Below are 14,048 nucleotides of genomic sequence, written 5' to 3'. Positions count from 1 at the left end.
AGACAAGCACAGGCGACTTGGTTCGGGCACCCTATTTCCCGGCGCCCTCCTGGGGACGGACACAAACTACCCGACCCCACCGACAAGACCCCCGGGAAGTCCTCAGCCGCCGCCCCGCCGCCCGCCGGGAGGCAGCACCTCCGCCTTGACCCGCAGCTGCGGGCTGTTGCGGAAGTCGAGGGTGAACTCCACCCACTGCCCGACCTTCAGCGGGGGCGGATTGGTGATCATCAGATCGGCGTCCTCCGGTGACATCACCAACGCGCCGCGCTCCGGCACCGGCAGCGCCGCGACCGGCTCCCACCGGCCCGAGGCGCCCTGGTGCAGATGCCGCTTCAGCGTCACCTTGCCGCCGAACTCCCAGCTCACGGCCGTGAGCTCGTCCGGTATGTCGCCGGGGTTGCGGACGGTGAAGAAGGCGGCGGTGGCCGGTACCCCGCCCGCCGAGGGCAGCAGCATCCAGCCCGGTTCCACCACGACCGGGCGCGCCGTCCCGGCCCCGCCGATCGCCGTCCACCCGGAGAGCAGCGCGAGCGCCACCGCGGCCGCCGCCACCGGCGGCCCGGCCACCTTCAGCCGCTCGACCGCCCTCGACCTCCCGGCCCCCCGCCCGCTCACCACGCCGCACCCGCCGAACGCCGCGCCCGGGCCGGCCGCCGCGCCGTGCCCGTGGTGCCGCGGGCGCCGGGTCCGCCGCCTCCGGGCCCGCCGTTTCCGGGACCGCCGCTTCCGCGCCCGTCCGCGCTGCCGCGCCCGGGGCGCCAGGTCCGCAGCCGCAGGCTGTTGCCCACCACCAGCAGCGAACTCAGCGACATCGCCACCGCCGCCAGCATCGGGTTCAGCAGCCCCACCGCCGCCAGCGGGATCAGCACCACGTTGTACCCGAACGCCCAGAGCAGGTTGGCCCGGATCGTGGCCAGGGTGCGCCGGGCCAGCCGGACCGCGTCCACCACCGCCTCGATGTCCCCGCGCACCAGCGTCAGCCCGGCCGCGCCGATCGCCGCGTCACTGCCCGAGGCCAGTGCCACCCCGAGGTCCGCGGAGGCCAGCGCGACGGCGTCGTTGACCCCGTCGCCGACCACCGCCGTGGTCCGCCCGGCGGCCTTCAGCTCCGCGACCACCTCGGCCTTGCGCTCCGGCGAGGCCGAGGAGTGCACCTGCTCGATGCCCAGCTCCGCCGCGACCGCGCGGGCCGCGCCCGGCCCGTCCCCGGTCAGCAGCACCGGCTCCAGGCCCATGCCGCGCAGCCGGTGCAGCGCGCGCCAACTGCCCGAGCGCAGTGTGTCGCCGACCGCCAGGACGGCCGTCGGCCGCCCGTCCAGCTCCACCACCACCGGTGTGCGGCCCGCCGCCGAGGCGTCCGCCAGCGCCCGCTCCAGCTCTTCCGGCAGCGGCCCGTCGGCGTCGTCCGGGCGGACCACCCGCACCCGGCGGCCCTCGACCTCGCCGGACACCCCGACTCCGGCGGTGGCCGCGAAGCGGTCCACCGCCGGAAGGGGCTCGGAGCCGCACCGGGCCCGGGCCGCCCCCACGACGGCCCGCCCGATCGGGTGCTCCGAACGGTGCTCGACGGCTCCCGCGAGCCGCAGCACCCGGTCCTCGTCGACCCCCGCGCCGACGGCCACGGCCACCGCCGCGAGCTCCATCCGGCCGGTGGTCAGCGTGCCGGTCTTGTCCAGCACCACGGTGTCGACCCGGCGCAGGCTCTCCAGCACCTCCGGGCCGCGCACCAGCACGCCCAGTTCGGCGCCGCGCCCGGTCGCCGCCAGCAGCGCGGTCGGCGTGGCCAGGCCCAGCGCGCACGGGCAGGCCACCACCAGCACGGCGACCGCCGCCGTCACCGCCGCCTGCGGGTCGGCGCCCGCGCCCAGCCAGAAGCCCAGCACGCAGACCGCCACCGTCAGCACGCAGGGCACGAACACCCCGGCGACGGTGTCCGCGAGCCGCTGCGCCCGCGCCTTGCCCGCCTGGGCGTCCGCCACCAGCGCGGTGATCCGGGCCAGTTGGGTGTCCGCGCCGACCGCCGTCGCCCGCACCACCAGCGCCCCGCCGACGTTCACCGTGGCGCCCGCGACCTGGTCGCCCGGCCCGACCTCCACCGGGACCGACTCGCCGGTCAGCAGGCTCAGGTCCAGCGCCGAACCGCCCTCGACCACCACCCCGTCGGTGGCCACCCGCTCGCCGGGCCGGACCACGAACTCCTGCCCCGGCAGCAGCTGTTCGATCGGCAGCAGGTGCTCCTCGCCGCTGCGCGGATCGCGGACGCAGACCTCCTTCGCGCCGAGTTCGGCGAGCGCCCGCAGCGCCGAGCCGCTGCGCTGCCGCACCCGCCCCTCCAGCAGCCGGCCGGCCAGCACGAACAGCGGCACCCCGACGGCCGCCTCCAGGTAGACGTGCGCGGTGCCGCCGCCGTCCGCCGTCAGCGAGAACGGCATCCGCATGCCGATCTCGCCCGCCCCGCCGAACAGCAGCGCGTACGCGGACCAGCCGAACGACGCGACCACGCCGAGGCTCACCAGGGTGTCCATGGTCGCCGCGGCGTGCCGCAGGCCCTGCCAGGCCCGCCGGTGGAACCCGGCCGAGCCCCAGCTCACCACCGGCAGCGCCAGCCCGAAGCAGACCCACTGCCAGGCCGCGAACTGCAGCGAGGGCACCATCGACAGCACCACCACGGGCACGGCCAGCAGCGCCGTCACCAGCAGCCGCCGGCGGTCCCCGGGGTCCTCCGCCCCCGGACCGGCGGACGGTACCCCGTCGGGCGCCAACTCGGCTGTGTACCCGGCCCGTTCGACCGCCGCGACCAGCTCCTCGACGCCCACCGCGGCCGGGTGCAGCACCCGCGCCCGTCCGGTGGCCAGGTTCACCCCGGCGCTCACGCCCTCGATCCGGGCCAGCCGCTTCTCCACCCGGCTCACACAGGCCGCGCAGGTCATCCCGCCGACCGCCAGGTCGGTGCTCACCAGCGCCCCGGCGTCCCCGTGGCCCGCGCTCCCGGCGTTCTCCGTCACGGACGTCACCGGCCCGCCCCCATGTCGTGCCCCATCCCGGGCCTGTCGCCGCCCCCGCCGGGCGTCAGCCCGGGCGTCACCGGCCCGGCCCCGCGCCCCACGGCGAAGGCCACGACGAACACCACCACCAGCAGCAGGGCGAACCCCGCCAGCACACTCAACGGCCGGCCACCCGGCGACATCCCACTCACCCCCCACCAGTCGTCCCAGCGAGCCGCGGAGTTCCCGAACACCCCGAATGACCCGAATCACATACCCCCACCCCGTTGCGCTGCCCGGACACGCCGCGGGCCGGGGCACGCACGGTCTCCCGCACGCGCCCCGGCCCGTTGCTTCGGTTCTCGGGTGACCGGCCCTCCGGGGGCGGTGCTACGCCCGGCGGCCCGTCCGCTGGTCGAGGTGGACCAGGACGCCCGAGTGGAACCGCTCGACGGCGGCGTCCACGCTCCGGATGAACCCGCTCTCGGCGTTCCCCCGGGTGCTCCCCATGCTCTTGGACAGCGAGAGCCGGAAGCCGGTGATCCGCGAGGCGTCCTTCGGTAGCAGGTCGCCCGGCTCGGGCCGGAGCTTCTCCAGGGTGCCCCGGGGGCCGGCCGAGGCGCCGTCGGTGAGCGTCTCGACGTGCAGGTCGGCCGGGGCCTCGCCGAGCTGCCGGACCAGCCGCTTGACCCAGCTCAGCGGGTAGCCCTGTTCGGGGGCCGGGATCTCGGTGGAGGTCCGCAGCTTGCCGACCCGCAGGTCGGCCGCGATGGCGATGGTGCCGACCGCGTCCTCGATCCGGATCTCCGCGTTCAGGCGGCCGTCCTCGCAGAGCCGGTCGGCCAGCGCGGCCCGCCGCACCCCGGCGTCCTCGCCGCGCCGGGCCCGCTGGACCGGCAGCACCTTGACGCCGAGTTCGCCGCCGAGCTGGAAGCTGACCTGCCGGATCAGCCGCTCCCAGCTCTCCACCACCTGGGTGGCGCGCTCGTCCCCGGCGGTGAGCGTCTCCTCGTCGATGGCCTTGCGGACCGGGACCCAGGCCGGGCCCATGTTCTGGAAGCCGTGGCAGCCCGAGTTCTCGTGCTGCAGGTAGTGCAGCAGCTCCTGGAGCAGCCAGGCGTGCGCGGGATTGCCGACGCCCTCGTGCCGGATCAGCATCTTCGCCTGGTACGCGACCTCGGCCCAGGAGAGGTGACCGAGCAGCACCTTGTGCTTGCGCCGGCCGTCGACCTTGACCTGGACGAGCGGACTCCCCTCCAGGGCCACGTCGTTGGAGAGGGTGATGACGGCCTCGTAGCCGCGCCGGGCGGCGATGTCCATGTAGTCCTGGACCTGCTCGGCCTTCAGCGGGTTGCCGTTGGTCTTGCTCTCGACGAGCGCCGTCCAGAGCCGGCCGGCGCGCTCGACGCGGATGACGCCGTCGGGCCGCTTCGGCGAGTCCCCGTGCGGGAGCGAGACCTCGGTGAAGGTCTCGGTGCGGCCGGCGGGCGCGCCGAACGCCGCGGTGAGGCGCCGGCCGAACTCCGGCACCTGGGCCATCACGGAGAGCAGGACGGAGGTGGCGCGGACCTCGCGCTCGCGGTCGCTCTTCAGCGTGGTGGCCGGGAAGAGCCGCGCGGTGCGCCAGCCGTCGTTCTCGGCGAGCGAGGGCTTGGCGGCCTTGGGGAGGGTGACCTTCTTCTTGGCCGTGCGCAGGCGCTTGGGTGCGGCGGGTGCCGGGTCCGGACCGGCGGCCGCGGTTTCGGGCGCGGGGGCCGGGGCGGACACCGGCGGCTTGGTCATCGCGTCGGCCGTCCGGTCGCCGGTCCGGTCGGCCGTCGGGTCGGCCTTCGGCTCGGTCCGGCCGGGGGCCTCGCGGGTGGTGTCACCTGCGACCGACGTGTTCCCGTCGTCCTCGTTCCCGTCGTACCCGTCGCCCTGGCCCTCGTCGTCCTGGTCCTCGTCGTCCTCGATCTCGATGCCGAAGTCCGTGGCCAGCCCGGCGAGTCCGGTGTCGTAGCCCTGGCCGATGGCGCGGAACTTCCACTCCTCGTTGCGCCGGTAGATCTCGCCGAAGACGAAGGCGCTCTCGGAGTCGGCGTCGGTGATGGAGAAGCCGAGCAGCCGCTCGCCGCCGGGGCCGGCCAGTTCGAGCCGGAGGTCCTCCAACTGACCGAAGGGCGCGCGCTGGTGGCGGCTCGCGGCGACCACCAGGCGCTCGATGTCGGCCGGGACGGCGGTGAGGTCGAGCTGGATGCGGTCCTCGGTGCCGACCTCGGTCGGGCTCTGGCCGAGCAGGTGGACGCTGCCGTCCTCGGCGGTGGGGTTGTTGTAGAAGAAGAAGTCGGCGTTGTCGCGGACCTTGCCCTCACCGGTCAGGAGCAGCACCGAGACGTCCGCGTCCCCGTCGCCCCCGGGACTGCTCCACCCCAGGATCACCGTGACGGCGTCGGTGCTCTCGCCCAGCGTCGCGAGTCCGACGTTGGCGCCCTTGACCATTTCCTGCACGAATGTCCCCCCAGAGGAGCGGGCCGCGCCGTCGGCGTGGGCGCAGCTGCGATGTGTGGTGACCAGTTGATATGACGGGATTGCGAAGAGATTGTACGCAGGCAGTTGGACCGTCCCGGTCGCGGGGTACGGCGCTGCCCCGGCGTCGGGGAGGTGACGCCGGGGCAGTCGGGGCCTGGTGTGCGGCCGCCCTAGGGCAGCGGGATGCGGACGACCTGCGGGTCGTGGTCGCTCAGCTGGGTGGCGAACTCGGCGTTGAGGTGGACGATGTCGTAGCTGTACGCCTTGGCCGCGAGGGCGGGGGAGATGAGGATGTGGTCCAGCACCTGGGAGTTGCCCTCGTAGACGTAGGTGTAGCGCTCGGCGAGGGGGAGGGTGCGGGGGAGGTCGACCAGGGAGCCGCCGGCGGTGAGCAGGTCGGCGGTCTGCGAGAACTCGAAGTCGTTGAGGTCGCCGAGGACGATGACGGCGGCGTTCGGGTCGACGGCGAGGATCTGGTCGGTGAAGTTCTTCACCACGGTGGCCTGCGCGTGCCGCTGGGTCTCCGAGGGGCGGGCCGGCTGCTGGTAGCGGCCGAAGAGGGGCTGGTCGCCGCCCTTGGAGTTGAAGTGGTTGGCGATCACGAAGACCGGGCGGCCGTTCCAGCGGAACTCGCCGGCGAGCGGCTTGCGGCTGGCGTTGAAGGCCGAGTTGGTCGGGTCGATCCGGCCGGGGGAGTAGGCGAGGGCGGGCGTGCCGGCGTTGTTGACGACCGAGTCGGCGGTGGTGGAGCCGGCGCCGGGGCGGTCGGTGAAGCTCAGGCCGCGGTCGGTGCGGTAGAGGAAGACCTGGCGGATGTTGCCGCCGGGCTGGCCGCCGTCCTGGTCGTTCACCGGGTCGATCTGACGGTAGGAGTAGGCCGGGCCGCCGGCCGCGGTGATCGCGGCGACCAGCTTGGCGACGGTCTGGTCGGCCGCGACCACCCCGTTGTCGGTCGCGCCGGAGTTGTCCTGGATCTCCTCCAGGGCGACCAGGTCGGGCGAGCGGAGGTTGTTGACGACGGCCGCGGCGAGGCCGTCGAACTTGCTCTGCGGGTCGCTCGGGGCGAGGTTCTCGACGTTGAAGGTCGCGGTGGCGAGCTGGCCGGCGGTCGGGGCGGCGGTGGTCTCGGCGGTGAGAGCGCCGGAGGCGACGGTCGGGGTCGCGGTGACCAGCAGCTTGAAGTTGCCGAAGGAGTAGTCGAGGACGCCGACGGTGGCGCCGGAGAGGGTGTCCCCCACGTTGGCGGTCGGCGTCGGGGCGAGCACGTCGTCCAGCAGGACCCGCTCGGGGTTGCCGTCGGCGGCCTGCAGCAGGATGCCGCCGCGGGTGGTGCGGGTGGTCGAGCCCTGCGGGACGACCGGGATCTCGCCGAAGGAACTGCTCGGGCCGACCACGGCCGCGTTGTTCAGCTGGACCCGCATGCCCTCCAGCGACTCCCAGAAGTCCAGGCCGTCGGTGGCCGGCTGGAAGCCGCCGGCCGTCTCGACGTCGCCCGTGGTGACGCTGGAGATCACCGCGGCCGGCGGGATCCGGCCGCCCGCGCCGACCACGGTGGCGGCGGGCAGCGCGACGTTGTGGGCGAGGACGGTGGTGGTGGGCGCGGTGAGCTCGGTGACGGTGAGGTTGGTGGTGCCGCCGGTGCCGCCCGGCCGGTACTCGGACACCGTGCCGCCGACGGTGACCGAGTCGCCGACGGCCACGCCCGGCGCGCCCGTGGTGTAGACGTAGACCGCCTCGCTGGTGGCCGGGTCGGCGTCGGGCTGCGGGTCCTGGAACCAGTAGCCGCTCGGGCCGACCGCCGTGACCACGCCGGGGACGGCGCTGACCGCCTGGCCGGCCAGCGGGGAGGTGCGGGCCGCGCCCTGGATGGTGTGGATGCGGGTCCCGCCGCCGGTCCCGCCGCCGGAGGAGGAGTTGCGCGGGGTGGGCGCGGTGACGGCGAAGTCGGCCGCGTTGTTGTCGGTGTCGGTGGCGCCGCCGCCCGCCCGCAGCGCGGCGGTGGTGTTGGCGAGGTTGCCGGTCGGCGAGCCCTCGGCCGAGCTCGCGGTCGTGCCGTAGCCGACGAAGTCCTTCACCCCGGACTGGGTGGCGCAGCCGGTGGAGCAGGTCAGCGCGGTGGAGTTGGTGACCAGTGCGACCTTGCCGGCGTTGGCGCCCAGGGCGATCGTGCCGGTGGCGTCGGGCGTCGGCAGGGCGGCGCCCGTGCCGGTGCCGGCCGCCTCCTGGACCAGGTAGTACTTGCCGGGGGCGATGGTGCCCGACAGCGTGGTCCTCGCCCACGACGAGCCGGCCGCCGAGGCGTACTGGACGGTCCAGCCGGTGACGGTGACCGGCGTGGCGCCGCGGTTGTACAGCTCGATGAAGTCATTGGCGTACGGGGCCCCGGAGTTGCCGCCGCCGCCGTACACCTGGCTGATCACGATGTCCGGCGACACCGCGTGCGCGGTGCCGGCCGGGAGGGCTATGAGCGCTCCTACGACGGCGGCGGCCGATGCCACCGCCAGGGTACGGAGCCGGACTCGATCGGTTCGCCGCATGGGGCGTCCTCCTGACGCGCGAACAGTTGATGGTGGGGCGCTGTGTGTTGTAGCAGCGCCACCGTTGCCATACCGCGCGCTCTGGCGGACGGCCAGGCGTACAACGGAAGAACGTTTCGGCTGACATGTACCGGAAGAGTCGCCCGTGGCTGAGGGGGCGGAGGTGACCGGTGGGGCGGCGCCGGACGGCGCGGGGTCCGTCAGTCCTCGGTGAGGGTGAGCCGGATGCCGACGGTGCCGCGTTCGCCGCGCCGCAGCCGGCTGCCGAGCACCGTGACGACGCCGACCAGGCCGTACTTCTGCCGCAGCAGCGTCCGGTAGGCGGCCGTGCGCTCGGGGCCGAGGATCTCGGCGGTGGCCGGGAAGGACTCGCCGGTCGGATTGCCGCGCACGTCGCAGGGGCCGACCAGGACGTCCGGGCGGTTGCGGATCCGCTTGACCTTCCAGGAGTCCGCGACGGTCCAGATGCCGAGCGCCTCGCCGTCGCGCACCACCCACACCGGGGTCGGCACGGCGGTGCCGTCCTTCTTGAAGGTGGTGACCAGCAGGTAGCTCCCGGAGGAGAGGCTGACGAGGCGTTCGAGCCGCTTCGGCCGGTGCGGGTCGGGGTGGGGAGTGGCGGCGCTCATGCCGGGCATTCTAGGGCGCCGGCCGGGACCGCTATGACGGCCGTCGGACGCGGACGGAGCGGGCCAGGCCACGGGCCCGGCGGGCGAGCCGGCGCCGGCCGGCACCGCCCACGGCGGTGGACCCGCCGACCGCGGTGGCACCGCGCGGGGCGGGGGTGCTGTACGGGACGGGGGCGCCGTACAGGGTCGGGGCGCCGTACGGGGCGGGGGTGCGCGGGCCGGCGGTGACGTCCGGGGCAGAGGCGTGCGCAGCGGCGGCGACGTACGGGGCGTAGTCCGGGCGCGGGGGGACGGCGGGGGCGCTGAGCGGCACCGGCGGCGCGGCGGCCGCGGCGGTGCGCGTGTGCAGGCGGCGGCGGACCCGGATCCGGGCCGCCGCCCAGAGCGCGAGCGCCGCGCACAGGGCGGCCGCCGTCCACCCGGCCGGGCCCAGCGCGTGGTCGGCCTGCCGGGCGCCCTGCGGCAGCACCCCGGTGGCCGGGTCCCCGGTCGCGGTGGCGGCCGGGGCCGACGGGTCGGACGGGCCGGCCGCCTGCTCCTCCTCCACCAGGGTGCCGACCGGTTCCACCTTGTCGGCCGCCGCGAAGCCCCAGTCCAGCAGCGCCGCCGCCTCGTCGTACACCTTGGACTGCTGCTCCGGGTGCATCACCGTCACCAGCAGCGTCCGGCCGCCGCGCTCGGCCGCGCCGGTGAAGGTGGCACCCGCGTTGGTGGTGTAACCGTTCTTCACCCCGATCAGACCGGGGTACTTGCCCAGCAGGCGGTCGGTGTTGGCGATGTCGAAGGCGGTCCGCTGCCCGGTGGTCAGGTCGAGCCCGCCGGGGAAGCGCGCGGTGCGGGTCGCGCAGTAGCTGCGGAAGTCCGCGTTGCGCAGCCCGGCCCGGGCGAACAGGGTGAGGTCGTATGCCGAGGAGACCTGGCCGTCCTGGTCGTAGCCGTCCGGGGAGACCACCCGGGTGTCCCGGGCCTGGAGGGCGCGCGCCCGCTCCTGCATCTGCGCGACCGTACGGGCCAGCCCGCCGTTCATATGGGACAGGACGTGCACGGCGTCGTTTCCGGAGGCGAGGAAGACCCCGCGCCAGAGGTCCTCGACCCGGTAGGACAGGTTCTCCTTGATCCCGACCAGGCTGCTGCCCGCACCCACCCCGGCCAGCTCGGCCAGGGTCACCCGGTGCTCCAGGGAGCGGTCGAACTTGGGCATCACGGTGTCCGCGAACAGCATCTTGAGCGTGCTGGCGGGCGGCAGCGGGAGGTGCGCGTCGCGGGCCGCCAGCACCGCGCCGGTCGCGGCGTCGGCGACCAGCCAGGAGCGACCGGTCAGTACGGCGGGCAGCTCCGGTGCTCCCGCGCGGGGCGCCACCTGGACGGCCGGCCGGCCCAGCCGCTCGCCGCCGATCGAGGTGGCCGCGTCCTGCGCCGTGCCTGGGGCGACCGGCGGCGCGATCGGGGCGGCGGTGGCGGCCGGGGCAGTGGGGGCGGCGGGGGAAGTCGGGGCGATCGGGGCGGCAGGGGAGGCCGCCGTGACGGTGCCCGGCAGCGGGCTCGCCGTCGCGGCGGGCGAACCGGCCGCGAGGACCAGCGCGGCGACGGCGCCGGCCGCCGCCGGTCGTCCGGCCCGGGAGCGCCTGCTGACGTGGGGTGACCTCTGCTGCACACGGCGAACGTACCCGGGCGTCCGCCGCCCCGCCCGGCCCGCTGCTCCGTCCGGGCCCCGCCCCGCCCCGTGCCGGGCTGGTACGGTTCGGACCATGTTCGTTCCCTGTGTGTAGCCGGCCCCGTCGCGACCGCCCCGACCACTGTCGTCGGCGCGGTCCTCCGGTGTCCCCGCACACTTCCGGCGCCGCTGGGCGTTGCCCGCCCGCCGCCCGGTCCTCACCGAGGAACGTTCCCATGCCCTCCTCCGCTTCCGTGCCTCCGCACGCCGCTGCCGGGCGCCCCGGCTACCGCGCCGTGCTCGGCGCCCCGCACGCCGGCCGCACCTTCGCCGCGGCCCTGCTCGGCCGCCTGTCCTACGGCGTGGTCCCGCTCGCGCTGCTGCTCGCCGTCCGCGACTCCACCGGCTCCTACTCCGCCGCGGGCGCGGCGATGGCCCTGTTCGGTCTCGCCAGCGTCCTCCTCTCCCCGGTCCGGGCCGCACTGGTCGACCGGCACGGCCCCCGGCGGGCGCTGCCGCCGATGGCCGCGCTGTACACCGCGCTGCTGCTCGCCGTGGCCGCCGCCACCGCGCGGCCCGGCATGCCATCGGCGGCCCTCGCGGCGCTGGTCGTCGCGGCGGGTGCCTGCACACCGCCGCTCGGCCCGGTGATGCGGATGCTCTGGCGCCGGCTCCTCCCCGACCCGGACCTGCTCCGCCGCGCCTACAGCCTCGACGGTGTCGCCGAGGAACTGCTCTTCGTCAGCGGGCCGCTGCTGGTCGGTGTGCTGCTGCCGCTCATCGGCCCGGCCGGTGCCGTCGTCGCGGGCGCGGCCCTGCTGCTCACCGGCGCCCTGCTGCTGGTCGCCTCGCCGCTCGCGGCAGCGGACGCCGGGCGCGACGCCGAGGACGAGGCCCGGGACGACGCCCGGGACGCCGGGCGGGAGGACGACCGCGGCGAGCGGGCGGTCGGCGCGGCCGGGAGTGCGACCGGTGGCCGGCGAGGGCGGCGCGCCGGGCGGCTCGGCGGTGGGCGGGCGCTGCGGAGTGCCGTGCTCGCGGCTGCCGTGACCGGGCTGGCGCTGGGTGCGCTCGACCTCATGGTGGTCGCCTTCGCCGAGCGGCAGGGCCGGCCGGAGGCGGTCGGCTGGGTCCTGGCCGCGCTCTCGGTCGGCAGCGCGGTCGGCGGCCTCGGCCTCGGCGCGCTGGACCGTCCGCTGCCCAACGCCGTCCGGCTGCCGCTGTTCACGGCCGGCCTCGGCCTGGCGCTGACCGCCGCCGGATTCGCGCCGAACCTCCTCCTGCTCGGCGCGGCCGTCGCGCTCGCCGGCCTCTTCGTCTCACCCGCCCTCACCACCGCCTACCTGGTGGCGGACGAGGCGGTCGCCGCCGACGCCCGCACGCGCGCCGGTGCCTGGGTGAACACCGCCTGCAACGCCGGGTCGGCGGCGGGCGGCGCGACCGTGGGCCTGCTGGTCGGCCACCTGCCGCTGCCGCTCTGCTTCGCCCTGGCCGCCGCCCCGGCCCTCGCCGCCGTGCCCGTGCTCCGCACGCGCGACTTTGGTGGCGCCCGGTCGCGCCGAAAGTCGGATCCCGCCCCGGACCGGGTTGCCTAACGTCGTCGCCATGAAGAACCTCCTCGGCTTTGTGAGCTTCGTCCTGATCATCGGTGGGATCAGCGGCCTGCTCGCCGACCACCTCTGGGGCCTGCACGTCTTCGGCTTCGTCCGCTACCTCGTTCCCGCCGACCACCAGACGGCGGGTTACTTCGCGATGATCGGACTGGGCGTTCTGCTCGCGCTCGGCTCGGCCCTGCTGGACCGCCTGGGCGACGGGAACTGAGTTCCGGTCCGTCAGCCGCCACCCCCGGGGCCGCCGCCAGGAGTGGCGGCCGGGTCGCGTCGGGCGGCCGCCGCGGCGATGCCGTCCAGCAGGACGGCCAGCCCGGTGCGGAAGGCCTCCCGGGTGCGGTCGGGAGCGGGGTTCCCGGCGCCCGCCTCGGCGGCGCCGGACTGTTCGAGGGCGGTGAGCAGGGGGAAGCGTTCGGCGAAGTCGGGGGCGAGGTCGGCGAGCTGCCCGGCCCGGGCGTGCCACCACTCCTCGTCCGGCACACCGGTGGCGGCCGCGGCGGCCCGGGCCTCCGCCGCGGTCTGCGCGGACCCCCGCACGAACTGCCACAGCGCGGCGACCGTGCCCCGCAGCTGCCGGGGGTCGAGACGGGCCCCCTGGAGGATCCGGAGCAGGGTCTCCATCGCGCCCAGCTCGGCGGGTCCGAGGACCGGGCGGGCCTGGGAGATCTGCAGGACCCAGGGGTGGCGGAGGTAGCAGGACAGGGCGTCCTCGGCCCAGGCGGTGACGGCCGGCCGCCAGTCCCGGGCCGGGTCGAGGGAGGCGGGCAGCTCGGCGAGCACCCGGTCGTGCATCAGGTCGAGCAGTTCGGCCTTGCCGGGGACGTAGGTGTAGAGGGCCATGGCGGTGCGGCCGAGGCGCTCGCCGACCGCGCGCATGGAGAGCGCGGCCATCCCGTCGGCGTCGGCGACGGCGATTCCGGCGAGGACGATCGCGTCCACGCTCAGCGCGGGCTTGGGCCCGCTGCGCCCGGGAGACGGGGCCTCGGGGGTGCGCCAGAGCAGCGCCATGGAGCGGCGGGCGTCGCCCTGCCCGGCGAAGACGGTCACGACAGAACTCCTTATCGCATAAGGTAACCTCGGTCCGAGGAACTCTTTACGGCATAAGGTATCAACGGGGGATCGAAACCGGAGGTTGAGCCATGAGCCTTCCCGTCACCTACGTCCAGGTCGTCGAGGTCACGCGGATCACGCCTCGGACGGCCCGGATCACCTTCCGGGCCGAGGAGCTCGACGCGAGCGTCGGCACCTCGCCGGACCAACAGGTCAAACTCTGCTTCCCCCGCCCCGGCCAGGACGCCCCCGTCCTTCCCGGGCCGAGCGAGGACGCCATGGGCTGGTACCAGGCGTACCTGGCCGTCCCGGAGGCCGAGCGTCCGTGGATGCGCAGCTTCACCGTCCGCCGGCGCCGGACCGGGACCAGGCAGCTGGAGATCGATTTCGTGCTGCACGGTGACACCGGCCCGGCGAGCGCCTGGGCCGAACGGGCCCGGCCCGGGGACCGCCTGGGCATGGTCGGACCCTCCGCGCTGTACGCCTCCCCTCTCTCGATCACGTCCGCTGCCGCGGCGGCGGACTGGGTCCTGATGGCGGGCGACGAGTCGGCGCTGCCCGCGATCGCCACCCTGCTGGCGGCGCTGCCCGAGGGCACCCGGACGCTGGTGTTCGCCGAGGTCGCGGACCGCGCCGAGGAGCAGCCCCTGCCCGGCCCGGCCGGAACGGCCGTGCGGTGGCTGCACCGTGACGGTGCCGTGCCCGGCCGGCGGCTGGCCGAGGCCGTCGCCGCCGCCGAGCTGCCGACCGGCACGCCGTTCGCCTGGCTGGCCGGCGAGGCGTCCGCGGTGCGCACGCTGCGCCGCCACCTGGTCGAGGAACGCGGCGTGCCGAAGGCGTCGGTCGAGTTCAGCGGCTACTGGCGGCGCAGCTTCACCCAGGACGACGCGCCCACGGCGGAGGACCTGGCGGACGCCCGGGAGATGCTGGCCCGGGCGCAGGCCCGGACCGGGGCCCGCTGACCCCGGCCCCGCACGCCGGGCCGCAGCCCCGGATCGGGGGACCGGACGCGGGCCCACGCCCCGTCCCCCGACCGGCCTCCTTCGGTCCTCGCCGTCCCCCGCCGGTCGGAC

At 75.6% G+C, this 14,048-nt stretch carries 11 protein-coding genes; 3 read left to right on the top strand and 8 right to left on the bottom strand.

From position 1 onward, the window contains the following. Positions 1 to 102: 102 nt before the first annotated feature. From ACFCLZ_RS04160 to ACFCLZ_RS04130, 7 genes are all read right to left on the bottom strand, one after another. The gene (locus ACFCLZ_RS04160; RefSeq protein WP_380283274.1) at positions 103 to 618 is read right to left on the bottom strand and encodes a copper chaperone PCu(A)C; all 516 of its coding nucleotides are present in this window, start codon (positions 616 to 618) and stop codon (positions 103 to 105) included. Continuing rightward, entirely contained in the window at positions 615 to 2,933 is a 2,319-nt protein-coding gene (locus tag ACFCLZ_RS04155; protein WP_380286069.1) for a heavy metal translocating P-type ATPase, read from the bottom strand. The genes ACFCLZ_RS04160 and ACFCLZ_RS04155 overlap by 4 nt, the downstream gene beginning before the upstream one ends. 80 nt (positions 2,934 to 3,013) lie before the next feature. Then, a complete protein-coding gene (locus ACFCLZ_RS04150) occupies positions 3,014 to 3,169 on the bottom strand; it encodes a hypothetical protein (protein WP_380283273.1) in 156 nt (51 codons plus the stop codon). A gap of 208 nt (positions 3,170 to 3,377) precedes the next feature. Beyond that, a complete protein-coding gene (locus ACFCLZ_RS04145; RefSeq protein WP_380286068.1) occupies positions 3,378 to 5,465 on the bottom strand; it encodes a TerD family protein in 2,088 nt (695 codons plus the stop codon). Between the two features lie 200 nt (positions 5,466 to 5,665). Next, positions 5,666 to 8,032 carry a lamin tail domain-containing protein gene (locus ACFCLZ_RS04140; RefSeq protein ID WP_380283272.1) on the bottom strand — a complete coding sequence of 789 codons (2,367 nt, stop codon included), beginning with the start codon at positions 8,030 to 8,032 and terminating at the stop codon, positions 5,666 to 5,668. Positions 8,033 to 8,232: 200 nt separating this feature from the next. Next, positions 8,233 to 8,661, bottom strand: a complete 429-nt coding sequence (locus ACFCLZ_RS04135; protein ID WP_380283271.1) for a PPOX class F420-dependent oxidoreductase — start codon at positions 8,659 to 8,661, stop codon at positions 8,233 to 8,235. Positions 8,662 to 8,692: 31 nt separating this feature from the next. Further along, entirely contained in the window at positions 8,693 to 10,315 is a 1,623-nt protein-coding gene (locus ACFCLZ_RS04130) for a D-alanyl-D-alanine carboxypeptidase family protein (protein ID WP_380283269.1), read from the bottom strand. Between the two features lie 236 nt (positions 10,316 to 10,551). On the opposite strand from ACFCLZ_RS04130, the gene ACFCLZ_RS04125 reads away from it, so the two are divergent. Continuing rightward, positions 10,552 to 11,910: an MFS transporter gene (locus tag ACFCLZ_RS04125; protein WP_380283268.1), complete on the top strand. Its 1,359-nt coding sequence runs from the start codon at positions 10,552 to 10,554 to the stop codon at positions 11,908 to 11,910. A gap of 10 nt (positions 11,911 to 11,920) precedes the next feature. Continuing rightward, complete coding sequence (locus ACFCLZ_RS04120; protein WP_380283266.1) at positions 11,921 to 12,136, top strand: hypothetical protein; 216 nt, start codon at positions 11,921 to 11,923, stop codon at positions 12,134 to 12,136. Between the two features lie 11 nt (positions 12,137 to 12,147). On the opposite strand, the gene ACFCLZ_RS04115 is transcribed toward ACFCLZ_RS04120, so the two are convergent. Then, positions 12,148 to 12,972, bottom strand: a complete 825-nt coding sequence (locus ACFCLZ_RS04115) for a TetR/AcrR family transcriptional regulator C-terminal domain-containing protein (protein ID WP_380283264.1) — start codon at positions 12,970 to 12,972, stop codon at positions 12,148 to 12,150. A 92-nt stretch (positions 12,973 to 13,064) separates the two neighbouring features. Between ACFCLZ_RS04115 and ACFCLZ_RS04110 the strand changes: the two genes are divergently transcribed. Beyond that, on the top strand, positions 13,065 to 13,937 hold the full coding sequence (locus ACFCLZ_RS04110) for a siderophore-interacting protein (RefSeq protein ID WP_380283263.1): 873 nt from the start codon (positions 13,065 to 13,067) through the stop codon (positions 13,935 to 13,937). Positions 13,938 to 14,048 lie beyond the last annotated feature (111 nt).

Source organism: Kitasatospora purpeofusca (assembly GCF_042691725.1).
In the GTDB taxonomy this organism is placed as follows: Bacteria; Actinomycetota; Actinomycetes; order Streptomycetales; family Streptomycetaceae; genus Kitasatospora; species Kitasatospora purpeofusca_B.
This window is presented reverse-complemented; position numbering and strand designations above follow the sequence as displayed.